The following is an 18628-nucleotide window of genomic DNA, read 5'->3' as shown; positions in this document are numbered from 1 at the left end:
CTCCGTCGGGTGCCCGGGCCGGGCAATCACGATGCGTGCCGGACCGCGAACCGCTGGCCCGATCCCAGCATCAGGCGACGTCGACGGGTCGGGGTTTGCGGCGTGGGAGTTGTTGCGGGTCGATCCATTTCGGTGGGATGAACTCGGGGATCCCGTCGCGGATGCGGACGGTCCAGGCGGAGTGGTGCAGTAGCCGGTGGTGGACCTTGCACAGCATCACGCAGTTGCTGAGCTTGGTCTCCCCGTCGAGTTCCCAGGGGTTGATGTGGTGGACCTCGCACCAGGACGGGGGCCGGTTGCAGCCCGGGTGGGCGCAGCCGCGGTCGCGGACGGCGACGGCGCGGCGGATCCCGTCGGGGATGGTGCGCTTGACCCGTCCGACGTCGAGGGGCTGACCGGCGCCGTTCATCACGATCGGTACGACCGCGGCGTCGCAGGTGAGCATCCGCAGGCTTTCGGGGGTGCACTGGCCGCCGAAGTCGAGCAGTGCCCCGCGGGCCCGGTTCTGCAGGTCGGCGAGCCCGATGACCACGTGGATGACCGGGCGGCGTCCGCCGACCTCCGGGGTGAGTGAGGTGGGTCCGTGGTCGAGGGTGTGGGAGCAGATCTCGGCCAACGCGTCGGCGGTGCGTTCGTCCCAGGACCGGTCGTCGAGGTTGTCCTTGGGCGCGGACAACGCATCCAACGCGGTGGCGATGGCGTCGAACATGACCGCGTCGTCGTAGCGGCCGGTGATCCGCCCACCACCGCCGGTCCGGTTCGGGATCACCTTCACCGTGTTGATCTCCGGCGGGGGTGCGTCGTCGGGCTCGGGCCCGTCCTCGTCGAGGGCTTCGACCAGCTGGGTCGCCCAGGAGTGCAGCTCGGAGGGGTTGTAGACGCAGGCGTGTTCGGCGATCGTCTGCTCCGCCGCTTCGAGGCGAGCCGGGTCGATCCGCCGCGCGGCGTGGGAGGACAGCACGGTGGCGATGACGTCGACGTGGCGCAGACTGAGCCGGCCGTCGGCGAACCGCTCCGCGGTGGCCGGGAGCGTGGCCGGGAGTTCGGTGCCGTCGAGCTGAGTCCGGGGGTGCACGTGCTCAGCGGCCCGGACCCGGCGCTTGGCGTCGGCGCGGTCGACGTTGAGCAGGTCGGCCAGCGCGAGGGCGGGGTTGCGGTAGCCGCGGTCGGTGAACGCCCCGCGCCGGTCCAGATCCGACACCGTCGCCACCGTGATCCGGTCCAGCTTCCGGATCGCGCCTTCGCACAGCGGCAGGAGCGAGAGCAGGTCGGTGTCGGTGCCGGTCTCCCGGATCTCGTCCATGGCGGCGAACGCCTCGGTGAGGAGGCGGTGCGCGGTGGCGACCGGGCCGGTGGACATGACTTCATGATACCCGAACGCTAGTTCGAGCTTCGGTCAGTTGTCGCAGGTCAGCGACCACTCGGCGCCCAGACGGGGTGCGAGAACCGGAGACGGGGTGCGAAGTCGGCTCAATGTCATTCGGGCGCTGGTGACACGGCGTCGAGCCTCCCTTCGAACGGGCTCCTGTTCTGGGTTCGTGGCCCGGGACGTCGCCGCAGGCGTGAGCGCGGCGCAGCGCCGCCGGGGCCGGTTCGCCGACGCCGGCGCCTCACCGGGCCAGCCCGCGCGCTGCTTCCAGGCGTCGGCGACGTCACCGGTGAGCAGCATCGACCGCGATGTCACCCGTTGCCGAGGTCGTTCTCCGGTCCGCGTTCCACGAGCGTCGTGAGTTCGAGCGATACGCGATCGGGAACAGAGGTCCCGATCGCCGCCGGAGCGCCGGCCCAGCGACGACCCTCCCGCCCATGACCACCTACGCCCACCACCCGTCCGCGTCGTCGATCATCGCGACCTGGCCCACCGGCGCAGGCGCCGTCGCCGAGCGCGTCGCCCGGATCCCCGCGTCCTGCGACGACGCCCGCGCCCGCCATCTCGCCCAGGCTCTCGACCGGCTCTCGTCACGGATCTGGATCAGCTACTTCATGTCCGTCGAGTCGGTCCCGGAACCGAGCCGGCTGTCCGGCATCCTGCGGCGCCCCAACAATCCGGTCGGCATGTTGCTGAAGAGGGCCGACGACGACGTCGATGAAGCCGCGCACGCCGTCGGGCGGCTGCTCGTGGAGATCGACGACCGGGGTTGTCGCGAGGCGGTCGTGCGCGAGGTCGAGAAGGAACTTGCGGCCGTGCGCTCGGCGTTCGACGACGACATGACCGGGCGCGCGCAGCAGGCCGTCACGCGGATCCGACCGGTCCCCGACTCCGATCAGGTCGCCAGGGCACAGGCGTTGCTGCACGAGGTGCCGCTGGGGTCGGAACGCCTGTTCACCGAGGTCGGGCCCACTGCGGCGTGCGTCGCCGCGTTCGAGTGGCTCGTCGGCACGGTCGCGGTCACCGACCGGCGGGGCCGCTACGGCTCCACGACGATGCTGCTCCAGCGTGCTCAGCTCCTCTCGGATCGCAGCCTGCACATCGCGATGGCGCTGTTCGCGGATCGGACGATCGACGCCAGGGAACTGATCGTCGACGTCCTCCGGGAGGCGATGCTCACCAGCGCCGGCGTGTATGTCGCCCTCCGCCTCGGCGACTACGAGCAGGCCTACGAGAGCGACGGGTACGACGACTACGAGGGCTACGACGACCATGAGGACTACGACGACTACGAGCAGTACGACGACACCGGGCCCGATGAGGACGAGATCGAGGAAGCGCAACGGAAGCTGACCGCGCTGCTCCAGCCGGCCGATCCCGGCCGGTCGCTGCTCGAAGGCATCATCACCGGGATTCAGGCCTGCTTCGAGCTCTACCTGGAGGACACCGCCGAGGCCGAGGTCCCCGACCCCGACCCACGCCTCACCGGGCCGCACTGGTCCGAGGAGATCCGGCAGCGGTTCGACGCCGAGGTGCGCGAGGCCGTCGAGACCAACCGGAAGGCGTTGCGCGGCTGACGGATCGTGGGTTGCCTCCCGGTGGTGCATCTTCCGATCGTGCGTCGAATGCGGACACGGCTCGCCAAGTCCGACAGGATGGGACGGTCAGGGCGACGCCCGTCCGGTCGCCCTCGACGAACGCCACGAGTACGTCGAACGCGGGGGCAGCAGAGCAGTGACGAAGCTGAGCACGATCCTGGACCAGATCGACGCGGGATCGATGCTCCTGCCGGAGTTCCAGCGCGGCTACGTGTGGAACCGCGACCAGGTCCGCGGGCTGATGAAGTCGCTCTACATGGGATACCCGGTCGGTGCGCTGCTGGTGTGGGAGACCGAGGGAGCCGACCAGGCCGTTCGCGGCGGGACCGCGACGGCCGGGCAGAAGCAGATGCTGCTCGACGGTCAGCAGCGGGTCACGACGCTCTACGGCATCGTCCGCGGGAAGCCGCCCGAGTTCTTCGAGGGCGACCCGGCCGCCTTCACCGGGCTGCGGTTCCACGTCGAGACCGAGACGTTCCAGTTCCACGCTCCGATCAAGATGAAGGACGACCCGCGCTGGGTCGACGTCACGGCCCTGTTCCGCGACGGCATCGGCGGCACGGCCCAGGCGCTGGGGCAGAACCCCGAGACCGCCGAGCGGCTCTACACCGAGTACCTCCCGCGGATCCAGCAGCTGGTCAACATCGGCAACCGCGAGTTCCACATCGAACAGATCACCGGGCCGGACAAGACCGTCGACGTCGTCGTCGACATCTTCAACCGGGTCAACTCCGGTGGCACCAAGCTGTCCAAGGGTGACCTCGCGCTGGCCCGGATCTGTTCCGAGTGGGGCGACGCGCGTCCGACGATGGGCCGCAACCTCGCCCGCTGGGCCGAGGCAGGCTTCCGGTTCAACGCCGACTGGTTGCTGCGCAACACCAACGCAGTGATCACCGGACGGGCGCCGTTCTCCGCGCTGGAGAACGTGTCGGCGGCGCAGTTCCAGCCGGGACTGCACGACACCCTGCACCACATCGACCACCTGCTCTACCTGATCGGCACCCGGCTCGGCATCGACCACGACCGCGTGCTGTTCGGCCGGTACGGGATCCCCGTCCTCACCCGTCATCTGCAGAACCGCGGCGGCCGGTTCGCCGACGGCACCGAGGCCGACAAGGCGCTCTACTGGTTCGTGCACGCCGCCTTGCGCGGCCGGTTCGCGGGCGCGTCGGAGACCGCGCTCGCCAAGGACCTGGAGACCGTCGACAAGGGCGGTATCGACGCGGTCATCGCCACGATCAGCCGGTCCCGCAAGGGGGCCATGACGATCGACGCGCAGGACTTCGAGGGCGTCGGCCGGGGAGCCCGGTCCTACCCGCTGCTCTACCTGCTGACGCGCGTGCGGGAGTCGCGGGACCTGGTCACCGGCAACGTGCTGGGCTCGGAGAGCAGCGCGATCGAGGTGCACGAGATCTTCCCGAAGGCCGAGCTGGTGAAGGCGGGGTACTCGCGCGCCGAGGTCAACGCGATCGCGAACTTCGCGTTCGTCGGGCCGGCGTCGGGGACGCAGTTGTCCGGTGCGGACCCGGCTTCCTACCTGGGCTCGCTCGACCCGGCGGCCCGGCAGTCGCAGTGGATCCCGGACGACCCTGCACTGTGGACGATCGAGAACTACCGGGCGTTCCTCGACGCCCGTCGCGAGTTGCTCGCCGCCGCGGCCACCGGGCTGATGGACGACCTCTACGCCGGGCGGATGGCGTGGGGGCGGGAGATCCAGGCCGTCGACGTCGTCGAGGAGACCGCCGAGTCCGACGCGCGCGCCGCGCAGCTGGCGTCCCTGGTCGAGGAGCTGTCCGAGCTCGGCTTCGCCACGCCGGAGCGGGACGCCGAGATCCCGGACACCGAGACCGGCCGGGTGCTGGCCGTCGCCGAGCTGTTCTGGGAGCGGGGGCTGCAGCCCGGGCAGGGCAACCCTGTCGTGCTGGAGCTCGACCACGAGGACGCCGACCTGCCGCGGCTCGCGGAGCTCGGCTACGACGTGTTCACCACCGTCGACGCGCTGCGTGGGTACGTGCAGCGGTTGGGGGAGGAGGCGGCGGGGGAGAGCCCCGTCGTGTACGAGCCGGAGACCTTCGAGGCGCCGCCGGAGGATGGCGAGATCGAACGCGTGGTGTTCGCCGCGATGGAGACGTGCCGCGCCGAGCTCGGCTACGACCCCCGCTACTTCCGCGAGATGGTGCTGCTGCACGGCGCGGTCGGCGCCGTCCGACGGCTGCTCGCCTCACCTACTCCCAGCGACGGCTTTGTCCGGCTCTGGGAGGCCGGGCGGCTCGATCTGTCGGTGGAGGCGATGGCCGTCGACCCGCGGTTCGCGGTCCTGTTCGGCGAGCACGAACGGGCCGTCGCGCAGGCACGACTCGACGGAGTTCGACGGACGGCCGAGCAGGCGGTCTGACAACCGGCGCCTGCAGCTGTTCGAGCGGCCCTCGGCGCGCACGAGATGACCGGCGCCGAGCGGAACGCGGCCCGGCCGAGCAGTCGCCGCGGGCGTCGCCAGTGAGCATCGAGGCGCTGGTTCCGGGTGGAAGCCTCTGCACGACCTTTCGGGGCAACCCGTCACGAAGTCGTCTCGTGCCGATACACGTCCCGAGCGCCCAGCCATCCTGTCGCTCCCCGATCGGAGATCGATGCACGAGATCCTCGGTAAGGCCCGCACAATCCGGGAAATGCTCGACGGTGCCCGGTACGCGATCGACTACTACCAGCGTGAGTACCGCTGGGAGACCAAGCAGATCCAGGAACTGCTCGACGACCTGACCGGAACGTTCCTCCAGGAGTTCGATCCGGGACACGACCGCAGCGCCGTCGCGAAGTACCCCCACTACTTCCTCGGCTCGGTGATCATCAGTCGGCGGGACGACACCCGGTACATCGTCGACGGCCAGCAGCGGCTGACCAGCCTCGCACTGCTGCTCGTCCTTCTCCACCGGCTGCAGGCGGACCGCGACGACCGCGTGCCGGTCGAGAGTCTCGTCTGCTCGACCCGGTACGGGCGCCGATCCATGAACCTCGACATCGACGACCGCAATCCGTGCATGGAAGCGCTGCTCGAAGGGCGCGACTACGACGTGGCCGAGCGCTCCGACTCGGTACGCAACCTGGTGGCCAGGTACGAGGACCTGGAGACGATGTTCCCGGCAGAGATCCGGGACGGAGGACTCCCGTACTTCGCCGACTGGCTGCTCGACAAGGTGCACCTGGTCGAGATCACGGCGTTCTCCGACGAGGACGCCTACACGATCTTCGAGACGATGAACGACCGCGGACTCCAGCTGACCCCGACCGACATGCTCCGCGGGTACCTCCTCGCCAGGATCGACGAGCCCTCCCGTCGCAGCGTCGCGGCAGGCCTGTGGCGGACGCGGGTCCGGGCGTTGAACGACGCGGGCAAGGAGGTCGAGCCCGACTTCTTCAAGACGTGGCTGCGCACCCAGTACGCGACACGGACCAGAGCCCGGACGAAGGGAGCCACCGCCGAGGACTTCGAACGGATCGGCACCCAGTTCCACCGGTGGATCCGCGAGGCGCAGAACCAGATCGGGCTGAACCGATCCGACGACGTCTTCGAGTTCGTGAACCGCGATTTCGAGTTCTACAGCCGCTGGTACCTCACGATCCTCGACGCCGCGGCCACGCTCCGCCCGGGACTCGAACGCATCCACTACACCGCACAGCTCGGCTTCACGCTGCAGCATCTCCTCCTGATGGCCCCGCTCGATCCGTCGGACGACGAGAGTGGCGTCCGCTCGAAGCTGGACATCGTCTCTCGGTTCGTCGACATCCTCGTCACCCGGCGGATCTGGAACTTCCGGAGCATCGCCTACTCCACGCAGCTGTACGCGACGTTCGTGACCATGCGCGACAGCCGCCGGCTTTCCCCTGGTGATCTCGCCACCTACCTGCACGAACGCCTCATGACCGAGTCCGAGACGTTCGACAGCAACGACGGGCTGCGCATCCATCAGCAGAACCGGTACCTGTTGCACCGGGTGCTTGCCCGGCTCACCGACCACGTCGAGACCGAGTCTGGCAACGCCTCCCGCTACGCCGAGTACGTCGCCGGTGGCCAGGGCCGCTACGAGGTCGAGCACATCTGGGCCAACCACCCCGAGCGGCACACGGAGGAGTTCCCGCAGGCTGCGGACTTCGCGATGATGCGGGACCGGATCGGCGGCCTCCTCCTGCTGCCCAAGCGCTTCAACGGGAGCTACGGCGACCTGCCGTACGAGGAGAAGCTCCCGCACTACCTGACGCAGAACCTGCTGGCTCGGTCGTTGCACGCGCAGTGCTACGAGCGCAATCCGGGGTTCCTCGACTTCATTCGCCGATCGGGCCTGCCGTTCCGCCCTTACGACCACTTCCGGTCCGCGGAACTGTTGGAGCGGTACGAGCTCTATCGGCAGATCGCGAAGCGGATCTGGGATCCGGAGGACGTCCTGCGGGCTGGGAAGAGGAGATCGGAGCGGTGAAGCCTCGGCCGACACGACCAGGCTGGCCGAGGTAGGGCAGCGACTCGTCGACAACACGCGCCCTGACTATCCTGAAGTCTGGCGAGATGGCGCGTCGTGGTCGGCATCAGCTACCCGGAGGCAGCGGTGGACAGGGATTCGCGGCGTGCGGTGACGCTGGACGAGGTCCGCGGCAGGCGCGTGCAGATCCTGGATCTGGGGCGGCATGCAGGGATCAGCAAGCGGTTTTCACCCAGGTCGCCACCGTCATCGGCTTGAAACAGAGGATTCGGGACCGGGTTCTCGCGGAGGCCGTACCGGTGTGACCCCGCGACTCGCACACCAGTTCGCCGCAACCGCCCCGGGAACGAGCCGGCGGGCGTCCCCATCGGGAGGTGGCCGCGAACGGTGACACGGTGCCGCGGAACTGTCGGACCCTCTCGTTACCCTCGCCCCGTGTCCGACCCCACTCCCACGCCCGGTGCGCTCCCGCTCACCGAACGCGTCCGCCTCGAGGCGCTGCGCTACGCCTCGGGCGAGGAGGCGGTCACCTACATCGCGATCATGCGGCTGTTCACCGGCGAGATCGCCGGCCTGCTCTCGGACCAGTCCGCGGCCGAGGTCCGGGCGAGCCTCGTCGAGCAGGGGTTCGAGCTCGACACCGACACCGTCGACGACCGGCTGTCCTACCTCGTCGAGCACGGCAACCTGGCCCGGAGCCCACGCGAGACCGAGGCCCGCAGCCTGCGCGAGTACCTGCAGAACCGGTCCCGCTACCAGCTCACCCAGCGCGGGGAGATGGTGCACAGGTTCGTCGAGGAGCTGCTCGGCTACAGCGACACCGCCCGCGAGGTGTCCACCGAGATGCTCGGCGGCATTCTCGCCGGGCTGGGTGACCTGGACCGGCTGGACGAGGCGGCGATCGCCGTCGCCGACCCGGACGGCCTCGCCCGCTCGATCGGGACGCTGTTCGCGCAGTTCGAGCGCCTGGTGTCGTCCACCCGGGACTTCTACACCTACCTGTCCCAGGTCCTGGTCCGTTACGACCTGGACCGCGACGAGTTCCAGGCGTTCAAGACCGTCCTGCTCGACTACCTGCAGCGCTTCGTCGACGAGATCGGCCGGCACATGCCGCAGCTGTCCGACGTGCTGGTCTGGGTCGAGCCGCGGGTGCCGGCGCTGTGCGCGCGGGCCAACTCGGGAGCCCGGCTGCAGGGCGTGGACGGCAGCGTCGCCCGGCGGACCCAGGGGCTCGACCCGGCGGACTGGTCCGGGCTGCACGCGTGGTTCGTCGGCGGTGCGGGCCGGGACTCGGATGCCGCAGGGGTGCGCCGGCTGGCGACCGACGCGATGCGCGCGCTGCTGGTCAACCTGCGCCGCATCGCCACCGGCCGCCGCGAGCAGAGCCGCTACGGCGACATGCTCACCCTCGCGAGCTGGTTCCACACCGCGGACGACGACACCGCGCACGCCCTCTGGGCCGCCGCCTTCGGCCTCTACTCCTGCCGGCACCTGGCCTTCGCCGCGGACGACGACGCCGACCCGGTCCCGGCGACGGCGTCGTGGTGGCGGACTCCGTCCGCGGATGTCCCGGTGGCGTTGCGGCGGCACGGCGCCCGCACGATCCGGGGTCGGGCGGGCCGGCGCGACGACTACTCCGCGGCGAAGGCGGCCCGGATCGCCGAGCGGGAGCGGGCCGAGCGTGAACGGGCCGCGGCGCTCGCGGAGATCGCCCGGCACCGTGGCGCGCTCGGGACGGCCCGGATCTCCGACCGTGCCCGGGCCGAACTGCTCGACCTGTACTCCCGCGCGATGGTCGGCAACGGGCGTCCGCTGCGGGACGGGGCGACGGCCTCGGTCGACGTCGGTCCGGTCGAGGGCGCTCCGGGGGGATGGCGGCTCACCGTCTCGCGCACGCCCGGCGCCGGAACGGTGCTGACGAGCCCGGCGGGGCGGCTGGAGCTGTGCGACCTGACGGTGTCCGTCGAGCCCGCGTCGTGGGAGGAAGAGCGCGCGTCGTGGGAGAAGGACGCGTCGTGGGAGAAGGAACAGGAGGGCACCGGATGAGCCGGGTCGAGCGGCCGGCTCCGGCCGAGGACGTCCAGGCCGTCGCGGAACGCCGCCGCGCGGCCCGCGCGCTGCTGCGCCGACCGCTCCTGCACGCCGACGGCCCCGGTGCCGACGACCTGCGCCTGGTCCGGCGGCACCGCGCCGAGCTGGAACGGCTCTTCGCCGACGGACTGGGCTACCGGCTGGTCGTCGAGCCGGGAGCTGCGCGGCTGATGAAGTCGGGGCTCGGCCGTGACGCCGGCCGTCCCCTGCTGCGCCGCAGCGGCCGGCCGTTCGGACCGCGGGCGTACGCGCTGCTGTGCCTCACGATCGCCGCGCTCGGCCGCGCCCGCGGCCAGCTGCTCGTCGACGAGCTGGTGGCGCAGGTCCGGTCCGCGGCGGTCGACGCCGGGATCGACATCGACCTCGACGCGATCGCCGACCGGCGGGCGCTCTACGCCGCACTGTCCGCGCTCGTCGACCTGGGGGTGCTGCACGAGCGCGACGGCGATCTGGAGCACTGGGCGGAGCAGCGCACCGCGTCGCTGCTCGACGTGCGGCGGGACCGGCTGCCGTTGCTGGTCTCGGCGTCGCTCGGCGGTCTCGACGGCCCGGGCGACCTGCTCGACGCCGCCGCGCTGCCGTCGGCGGCGGGCGGTGCGCGGGTCGCCGTGCGCAGGCGGCTGGTCGAGTCCCCGGTGCTGTCCACGTCTGCTCTCACCGAGGAGCAGGCCGAGTGGTGGCGCCGCAACCGCAACCGGGAGCGCGAGTGGTTCGCCGACCGGTTCGGGCTGGAACTCGAGATCCGCGCGGAGGGTGCGCTCGCGGTCGACCCGGACGGCGAGCTCACCGACCGCGAGTTCCCCGGCGGGGGATCGGGTCGCCAGTTCGCGCTGCTGCTGCTCGAGCGTCTGGCGGAGGGGCTCCGACCGGCCGCCCGGGAGCGGGATGCCGGTGACCGGACCTGGTTGCGGGTCGATCCCGGCACCCTCGCCGCCGCGGCGGACGCGATCCACGCCGAGTGGGGGCGTGGCCTGAAGAAGGAGCACCGGGAGGATCCCGCCGCCGCGCTCGCCGACGCGACGGTGGTTCTGCGCGACTCCGGCCTGGTCCGCACCGAACCGGACGGATCGTGGCTGCTGCACGCGGCCGCCGCGCGCTACGCCGTCCGGGCCTCGATCACCGAACCCGACGGCGGGCAGCCGTCCCTGTTCGCGCAGCAGGAGGAGCCGACATGACCGGCGAGCGGTTCCGGCTCTCGCGCGCCGGAGTACTGAACGTCTGGCAGTACGACGACCAGGTCTTCGAGTTCGCCGGCGGGCGCCTGCTGCTGCGCGGTTCCAACGGCGCCGGGAAGTCGAAGACGCTGGAGATGCTGCTGCCCTTCGTGCTCGACGGCGACAAGGCGCGGATGACCGCGTCGGCCCGGCACCACACCAGCCTGCTGTGGCTGATGCTCGACGGCTACGACGGGCAGAACCGCGCCGGCTACCTCTGGGTCGAGCTGGCCCGCCCGGGGGAGACCGTGATCTGCGGCGTCGGGATCCGGGCGTCGCAGTCGGCGCGGGCCGCGTCGGCCTGGTACTTCACCTGCCCGGGCAGGGTCGGGGAGGAGCTGCTGCTCGAGGACGACGCCGGGCCGCTCGCGAAGGACCGGCTTCGCGCCGCCGTCGAGGAGCGGGGCGGGCAGTTCTTCGAGTCCCCGCGCGCCTACAAGCAGCACGTCGGACGGTTGCTGTTCGGGCTGGACCCGGACCGCTACGACGAGCTGCTGCGCCTGCTGTACTGGCTGCGTCAGCCCCAGGTCGGCGAGGACATCGAACCGGCCCGGCTCGCCGACCAGCTGATCCAGGCGCTCCCGCAGCTCGACGACGATGCGATCCGCGCCGCCGGCGACACCTTCGACGAGCTCGCCGCCTTCGGCGAGCAGCTCGACCGGCAACGCCGCAGCGCCGAGGCCGTCGCCGCCTTCGCCGAGGTCTACGCCGCCTACGCCCGCGAGACCCTCCGGCACCGCGGCGCGGATCTGGTCGCGCAGCACACCGAACGCACCCGTCGCCACCGTGAGGTCGAACGGTGCGCCGACCGCTCCGCACAGGTCGCCGCGGACCTCGACGTCGCGGCGACCGAGCGGGACGAGGCCGGGGCCGAGCGGGCGACGCTCGCCACCCGGCTCGAGCAGCTGCGCCGGGACCCGATGCTGCGCACCCAGCGCGAGCTGGAGTCGCTGCAGGGCCGGGCCCGCGACCTGCGGAGATCCGCCGAGGACGCCGAGCGGGTACGGAGCGCCGCCGACGCGCGTGCCGGCGCCGCGACCGCCCGGGTGCGCACCGACGGGGCGGCGCTCGTCGCCGATCTCGACCGGCTCGCGACGGCGACCCACGAGCACGCGGCCGGGCTGCGCGGAGCCGGAGTCGACACCCCGCTCCCGGTGCCCGGCGGACTGCGGGTCTCCGCACTCGCGGCGGCGGCCGACGCCGCCCCGGTCACCGAGGCACTCACCGCGCACCAGGCGGCCGTCACCGCAGCCCGACCCGCGGTGGGCCGCCGGCTCGCCGTCGTCGAGCACGTCGAACGGGCCCGGTCGGCGCTCGACACCGCGACCGGCGACCGGACGCAAGCCGAACGGGACGCCGCCGAGGCCGAGCAGCGGGCCGAGGAGGCCCGCGGATACCTCGCCGACACCCGGCGGAACGCCGACGCCGCTGAGCAGGCGTTCACCACGGCCCTCGACGCCTGGCGCGGCGCCCCCCGGGCCGTGTCCTTCGAGGTGCCGGGCGAGCTCGACGCGACCGCCGTCACCGCGCTCGCCCCGGACTCCCGGGCGGCCGCGGCACCGGAGCTGCGCCGGCACCGCGACGAGGAGAAGGACGCCGGCGCGCTGCGCGCCTCGCTCGACCGGGAGATCGCCGAGACCCGGACCGTCCGGGACAGCGTGGCGACCGAGACCGATCCGGCGCCACCGCCACCCGGGTGGGCGCGCGACCGGCGGGACCCGTCCGACGGCGCGCCGCTGTGGCAGCTGATCGACTTCTCTGGGACGGTCGGCGACGGCGACCGCGCGGGCCTCGAGGCGGCGCTCGAGTCGTCCGGCCTGCTCGACGCGTGGGTGCGGACCGACGGTGCCGTGCTCGGCCCCGACCGGCACGACATCGTCATCCCCACCGGTGCCGCGGTCACCGGCCCGGCACTCGGCGACCTGCTGCTCGCCGACCCGCCCGCGCGATCGCCCGTCACGGCGGCGGTGGTCGACGGGGTCCTCGCCCGGGTCGCCGTCGGCGAGCCGGCGTCGGAGCCGGATGCCGGCGCCGTCGTCGCGCCCGACGGGCGGTGGCGCCTCGGCCCGCTGACCAGGCGCAGCACCAAACCCGCCCCGCAGTACATCGGGGCGACCGCCCGCGCCACCGAACGCGCACGACGGCTGGCGGAGCTCGCCGCGTCGATCGCCGCGCTCGAGGAGCGGCGGGATGCGGCGGCCGGGACCGAGCGTGCCGCCGCGCGGGCGGCGGACGAGCTCGAGGCGTGGCTCGCCGCGGTCCCGCCGTCCGGTGATCTGCTGAGCGCCTGGACGCTGCTCGAGGAGCGGACCGGGACCGCGGAGCGCAGCGAGCGGATCGCCGCCGCGGCCGAGGCCGCCGCGGCCGGGGCACGCGGCCGGGAGGCGGCCCGTCGGCGCGAGCTCGACGAGCTCGGCGCCGTCCACGACCTGCCGATCGACACCCAGGCGATCGCGGCGCGCCGCGAGGCGTTGCGGGACCTCGACCGGCTGCTGGAACGGCAGCTCACCACCGGGGCGGAACTGCAGCGCCGGCTCGGACGGTGGACCGACGACGCGGAGACCGCCGACACCGCCCGCGCCGAGGCCCAGCAGTCGGCGGAACGCGCCCAGGACGCCGACCGTGAGGCGACCGGAGTGGAGGAGGCCGCCCACGAGCTGGAGAGCTCCATCGACGCGCCCGTCCAGGAGCTCCGCGGCCGCATCCGGACGGCCGAGGAGCGGGACGGCGAGCTGGCACGCAGGCTGCGCGCACTGGAGACGACGATCGCCGAGCTGCACACCGCATCCGGGCAGGCGGGCCAGGCGGCCGAGGACGCCGCCGCGCGGCTCACCGAGCACGAACCGGTGCTCGCGGCCGCCGTCACCGCCGTCGCCGGCCTCGACGAGACGCCCGGTCTGCTCGACTCCGGCGCCGGGGACGAGGTCGAGATCCCGCCCGGGACACTCGACCTGGCCCGCGGGTTCACCGCCGGCGGTGCGGTCCCGGCCGCCGTCCTCGCGCTGGCCCGCCGGCTCACGGACCTGCCCGAGCCGGGACGGGCGTCCGGCACCGTCGCGGTGTTCGCGGCGCTGCAGGAGGCCACCAGCGGGCCCGCCGCCGACGTCGACCCCCGGGTGACCGAGATCGGCGGCGCGCTCGCCGTGATCGGCCGCGACGACGCGGGGGAGCACCCGATCGCGGTGCTCGCCCGCCGGCTGGCCGCCGGCGTCGAGCGGGACGCAGACCTGCTCACCGACCGCGAGCGACGGCTGTTCGAGGAGCACATCCTCGGCGAGCTCGGGGAGTCCCTGCGCGGCCGCCGGCAGGAGTCCGAGGAGCTCGTCTCCGAGATGAACTCCCTGCTGCGCGGCGTCACCACCAGCCAGGGGATCGCCGTGGCCCTGCGCTGGAACCTGCGCGACGACGTGCCCGGCGACGCCCGCCGCGCCGTCGAGCTGCTCGGCCGCCCGGTCGGCTCGCTGCTCCCGGCCGAGCGCGGGGAGCTGCGCGACTCGCTGCACCGGCTGATCGAGGCGTCCCGGTCGGAGTCGCCCGAGGACTCCTACTCCGAGCACCTCGCCCGGGCCCTGGACTACCGCCGGTGGTTCGCCTTCCGGATCCGCTACACGCGGCCCGAGACGCCCGGGACCTGGGCCGACCTGCACCGCAGGTCGCCGTTGAGCCAGGGCGAGCAGAAGGTGGTCTGCTACCTGCCGCTGTTCGCCGCGGCCGCCGCGCACTTCAGCTCGCTCGCCGGCGCGGCGCCGCACTCGCCGCGGTTCGTGCTGCTCGACGACGCCTTCCCCAAGATCGACGTCCGCACCCACCCGCTGCTGTTCGGCCTGCTGGTGCAGCTCGACCTGGACTTCGTCGTGACCAGCGAACGGCTGTGGGGCGACCACGAGACGGTGCCGACGCTGGCGATCTACGAGGCGTTGCGCGACCCGGCCGAGCGCGGGATCGCGCAGTACCGCCACCTGTGGGACGGCCGCCGACTGCAGGCGATCCCGTCGTGAGCGCAGATCCCTCGTGAGCGCAGGTCCCCCGTGAGCGCCGACCCGCGGCCGTTGCCGGCGTGGCTGACCGACCCGGCGCTCACCCGGGTCTGGTCGACCCTGCACGACCGGCTCGCGGCACGCGGGCGCACCGCGGAGGGCCGGGTGCGGATCGCCGGCCTCGACCGGTCCGAGCGGCACTCGCTGGCCGGGCTGCTGGGGCGCCCCGTCGTCGCGGCCACGGTGACCATCGATCTCGCCGACCTCGACTCCGGGCTGCGGGACCGGTCCGGGGTCGGCGGCCTGCTCGAGGTCGTCGAGGCCGTGACCGGGAGGACCGTGGCCGACCGGCCCGGTGACCGCGAGCGACGGCGGGCGGAACGCGCCGCGCCGCTGGAGACCGCGCGCGCCCTGCTCGGTCACGCACCCTGGTGCGACGACTGGGTGGCCGGAGTCCGGCGGTCGGGAGTCCTGACCCGCAGCCGCGATCCCGACGCGGCCGTGCGCCGCGCAGCCGCGGTGCTGGCCCGCCTGCCGGAGCCGGTGTCCCGGACCGAGCTCGCGGCGACCGCGGCCGGCGGCGCCCACGCCCTCGACGACGGCCGGGTCACCACCGCGCTGGTGCTGCGCGCGCTGGCGATCCGGTGCGGGCAGGAACCGCCGTCCGACGCGGCCGGGCGCCGGGAGCTCTGGGAACGCTTCGGCGTCCGCGTCGACCTGGTGTCCACGACCTGCCTGACGCTCGGGCTCCGCTGCGACGGCCCGGCCGGGTCCCGGCTCGCGCTCGCCGCCGAGGCCGGCGACCCCGTCCACCTCACCCCCTGGGACCTGCGCCGCAACCGTCCCTCGGCCTCGCACCCGGTGCTGGTCTGCGAGAACCCGCGGGTCCTGGAGGCGGTGGCGGAGCGGTACGGCGGGACGGTGCCGATGGTGTGCACGAGCGGGCAGCCGTCGCTCGTCGCCCACGATCTGCTCGTCCTGCTCGCCGCCGACGGCCCGCTGCACTACCACGGCGACTTCGACTGGCCCGGCATCGCGATCGCCAACCGGATGGTCGAGCAGGTGGGGGTCGTTCCCTGGCGGATGACCGCGGAGGACTACGCCTGCGCGGCAGGGACGGCGCAGGTACCGCTCGCGGGGGACCCGGTCGACCCGGTGTGGGACGCGGAGCTGGGAGCCGCGATGCGCCACCACGGGGTCGCGGTCCACGAGGAGGCCGTGCTGGAGCGGTTGCTCGGGCGCCTCGCTGATCACGGTCCCTGACCGGCCGGCACGGACACGAGGCCGGTGGAACCGATCGCCCGCCGCCGTCGTCCAAGCCCCATGACGACCACGGCTCCACCCACCGCAGATCTCGGCCCCGTCCTCTACGACGGCCTGCTCGACTCCGCCCGCCGCAGCCGTCGCTGCCCGGTCTGGCTCGCCCCCGCGACCCTGGAACGGATCGGCCGGCGCGCACCCCGGCCGATCCCGGTCCCGACGGTCGTCCGGACCGGCGCCCGGCAGATCCTGACCGACTGGTGGCCCGGCCCGTGCCCGCTGCGCTGCGGGTGCCGGGACCCGTTCGTCGGCGCGTTCCCGCCGCGCCTCGTCCGCGCCGGTTCCGACCGCTCGACGTTCCGCGGAACGCGGCGCGCGGCGGTCGGGTTCGCGGCCGAGGTGGGGTCGTGGTCGTCGCTGGCGGTGCTCGACGCGGTCCGGCCGGCGGACGTGCCCGCGGCGCTCGGCTGGGCCGCCGACGCCGAGCGCGACCCGCTCGCCGTCGCGACCGTCCTGCGGTCCTGGGAGAGCCGGTTCGGTGCGCTGCTGGTGCACGTCGGTGAGACGGCGCTGCTGCTGTCGGTCGCGGACCCGCCGGTCACCGACGACGAGTGCCTGCACGTCGCCGCGGAGCATCTCGCGTTCTGCCCGGACCGGACCGACCCGTGGACCGGGGCGGAGCACACCCTGCGCAGCTACGCCGACTCGATCCGCGGCGCCCGCAGGTGGCGGTTCCGCTGGGACTGATCGCGGTTCCCGGTGCCCGACCGCAGACACCCGGAACCGCGCGGGACCGGACGTCGTCCAAGCCGCATGACCCACACCACCACCGGCCCGGCCGGATCACCGACCTTCCCCGAGAAGCCCGACCCCGTCCTCTACGGCAGCCTCCTGCGCCGCGCCCACGTCACCGGTCGCTGCCCCGTCTGGGTCCGCCCCGACGACCTCGAGCACACCCTCGACCGCCCCGCCGATCCGGTCGAGCTGAGCCAGGCGATCGACGCCGTCGACGGCCGGGAGGTCCTCGCCCGCTGGTGGCCCGGACCGTGCCTGCCCGAGTGCCCGTGCGGGGACCCGCTGCCGGCGGCGATCCCGCGGGCCGCGATCCCGGACGCCGAACCCCGGGACCTGGCGCTGCGGCCGGCGACGTTCGACGCCGCCGTCGCGCTGGTCGGGTGCTGGCCGTCCAGCCTCGCCGTCGTCGACGCGTTCCGGCCCGCCGACACCCCGGCCGTCCTGGGCTGGGCGGGCGCCTGCAACTACCCGTCGCGCGACCTGGTCTCGATGGCGGCGGTGCTGCGGTACTGGGAGTCGCGGTGGGGCGCGGTCGTCGTCGAGCTGTCCCGGTCCCGGATGGAGCTGTCGGTGGCGCGGCCCCCGATGTACGACGACGAGTGCGCGCAGGTCGCCGGCGAGCACTTCGCCTTCTGCCCGGACGCACAGGACCCGCAGCGCGGCGACGGCTACGTGTACACACTGGACAGCTACGCCCGGAAGGTCCGCGGGGCGGACTCGTGGGGATTCTGGTGGGACTGATGACCACCTACGCCCACGATCCCGCCCGGTCCGCGATCGTCGCGACCTGGCCGACCGGCGACGGCCACCTCGCCCAGCAGGTCGCCCGCGTTCCGCGGAACGCCTCCGACGAGCTCGCCCGCCGGACCGCCGCGGCACTGACCACGTTCTCGGCCCGGCTCTGGGAGTCCTACGGCGAGCTCACCGCGCACGAGATCCGGCCGTTCCGGCTGATCGAGGCCGTGCGCCACCCGGGTCTGCCGGCCGGCGGCATGCAGTCGATCACGGGCGACGACCGTGCCGAGGCCGCGTACCTGGTCGGCCGCATCCTGGCCCGCGCTCCCGGGCGGGCGTTCGCCGACGCGGTACTCGCCGAGGTGCGCACCGAGATCGACGCCGTGCTCGACGCCGACGACGGAGCCCTCCGTGGACGGTCCCGGCAGGCGGTCGTCCACCCCCGGCCGGACGCCCCGGCCGACCAGGTCATCACCGCGCACTCCCTGCTCTACGACGACCCGCTCGGGCCCCGCGCGCTGCTGACCGAGGTCGAGCCGCACGCCGCCGGCCTCGCGCTGCTGCGCTGGCTGCGGGCGGCCGCCGAGCACGTCGCGGGACTCGTCGGGCACTCGGTGGACGACGTCGTCGCGCTCGCGGAGGCGATCGGGCACGAGGACCTCGCCGTGGCCCGGTACGTGCTGCGCGACCGGGACGCCACCGACGAGCTGACCGTCCTGGAGATGTTGCAGGAGGCGGTGCTGGCCGGGCGTGGCCGGCTCCTCGTCTGCCCCGATGCCGACGGCCCGGCGGTGGGGTCCGACGAGCACCGGCACCGCGTCGCCGGCACCGTGCTGGACCCGCGCGAACCCGGGGCGAGCCTGGTCGGTGGCCTGATCCGCGGGCTGCAGGGCTGCTTCCACGTGTACGTCGACGAGATCCGGAGCCGGGAACGGGCCGACACCGACATCGCGAACCCGGGATCCGAACCCGACGACGAGCTGCGGGCGCGGTTCGACGACGAGGTGCGCTTCGCGGTCCGCACGTCCGGCAGCGATCCCGGAGGCCGGTCGTGATCGCCTACGCCCACGACCCGGTCGTCGACCAGTTGCGAGAAATGATGGACGAGCACCGACCGGGT

General features: G+C 73.3%; 11 protein-coding genes. 10 read left to right on the top strand and 1 reads right to left on the bottom strand.

The features are described 5' to 3' along the window. Nucleotides 1–70: 70 nt before the first annotated feature. Nucleotides 71–1360 (bottom strand): HNH endonuclease signature motif containing protein, encoded by a 1290-nt coding sequence (locus WIS52_RS22535; RefSeq protein WP_349300328.1) that lies wholly within the window; start codon nucleotides 1358–1360, stop codon nucleotides 71–73. A 446-nt stretch (nucleotides 1361–1806) separates the two neighbouring features. On the opposite strand from WIS52_RS22535, the gene WIS52_RS22530 reads away from it, so the two are divergent. The 10 genes from WIS52_RS22530 to WIS52_RS22485 all read left to right on the top strand — a co-directional run bounded on the left by WIS52_RS22530 (nucleotide 1807) and on the right by WIS52_RS22485 (nucleotide 18563). Further along, on the top strand, nucleotides 1807–2946 hold the full coding sequence (locus tag WIS52_RS22530) for a hypothetical protein (RefSeq protein WP_349300327.1): 1140 nt from the start codon (nucleotides 1807–1809) through the stop codon (nucleotides 2944–2946). 157 nt (nucleotides 2947–3103) lie between these two features. Next, nucleotides 3104–5362, top strand: coding sequence for a GmrSD restriction endonuclease domain-containing protein (locus WIS52_RS22525; protein WP_349300326.1), 2259 nt, complete (start codon nucleotides 3104–3106; stop codon nucleotides 5360–5362). A 271-nt stretch (nucleotides 5363–5633) separates the two neighbouring features. Next, complete coding sequence (locus WIS52_RS22520; protein ID WP_349300325.1) at nucleotides 5634–7436, top strand: DUF262 domain-containing protein; 1803 nt, start codon at nucleotides 5634–5636, stop codon at nucleotides 7434–7436. A 435-nt stretch (nucleotides 7437–7871) separates the two neighbouring features. Beyond that, on the top strand, nucleotides 7872–9482 hold the full coding sequence (locus WIS52_RS22515) for a TIGR02677 family protein (RefSeq protein ID WP_349300324.1): 1611 nt from the start codon (nucleotides 7872–7874) through the stop codon (nucleotides 9480–9482). Continuing rightward, complete coding sequence (locus tag WIS52_RS22510; protein WP_349300323.1) at nucleotides 9479–10702, top strand: TIGR02678 family protein; 1224 nt, start codon at nucleotides 9479–9481, stop codon at nucleotides 10700–10702. The genes WIS52_RS22515 and WIS52_RS22510 overlap by 4 nt, the downstream gene beginning before the upstream one ends. Continuing rightward, entirely contained in the window at nucleotides 10699–14739 is a 4041-nt protein-coding gene (locus WIS52_RS22505) for a TIGR02680 family protein (protein WP_349300322.1), read from the top strand. The genes WIS52_RS22510 and WIS52_RS22505 overlap by 4 nt, the downstream gene beginning before the upstream one ends. Before the next feature lie 30 nt (nucleotides 14740–14769). Next, complete coding sequence (locus tag WIS52_RS22500) at nucleotides 14770–15981, top strand: TIGR02679 family protein (protein WP_349300321.1); 1212 nt, start codon at nucleotides 14770–14772, stop codon at nucleotides 15979–15981. Nucleotides 15982–16041: 60 nt separating this feature from the next. Further along, nucleotides 16042–16725: a DUF4253 domain-containing protein gene (locus WIS52_RS22495; RefSeq protein WP_349300320.1), complete on the top strand. Its 684-nt coding sequence runs from the start codon at nucleotides 16042–16044 to the stop codon at nucleotides 16723–16725. A gap of 66 nt (nucleotides 16726–16791) precedes the next feature. Further along, on the top strand, nucleotides 16792–17514 hold the full coding sequence (locus WIS52_RS22490; RefSeq protein WP_349300319.1) for a DUF4253 domain-containing protein: 723 nt from the start codon (nucleotides 16792–16794) through the stop codon (nucleotides 17512–17514). Beyond that, complete coding sequence (locus WIS52_RS22485; RefSeq protein ID WP_349300318.1) at nucleotides 17514–18563, top strand: hypothetical protein; 1050 nt, start codon at nucleotides 17514–17516, stop codon at nucleotides 18561–18563. The genes WIS52_RS22490 and WIS52_RS22485 overlap by 1 nt, the downstream gene beginning before the upstream one ends. The last annotated feature ends 65 nt before the right edge of the window (nucleotides 18564–18628 follow it).

The organism is Pseudonocardia nematodicida, assembly GCF_040105385.1.
Classification (GTDB): Bacteria; Actinomycetota; Actinomycetes; order Mycobacteriales; family Pseudonocardiaceae; genus Pseudonocardia; species Pseudonocardia nematodicida.
Note: the sequence above shows the minus strand (reverse complement) of the source record. Positions and strands in the feature narration are given on the sequence as shown.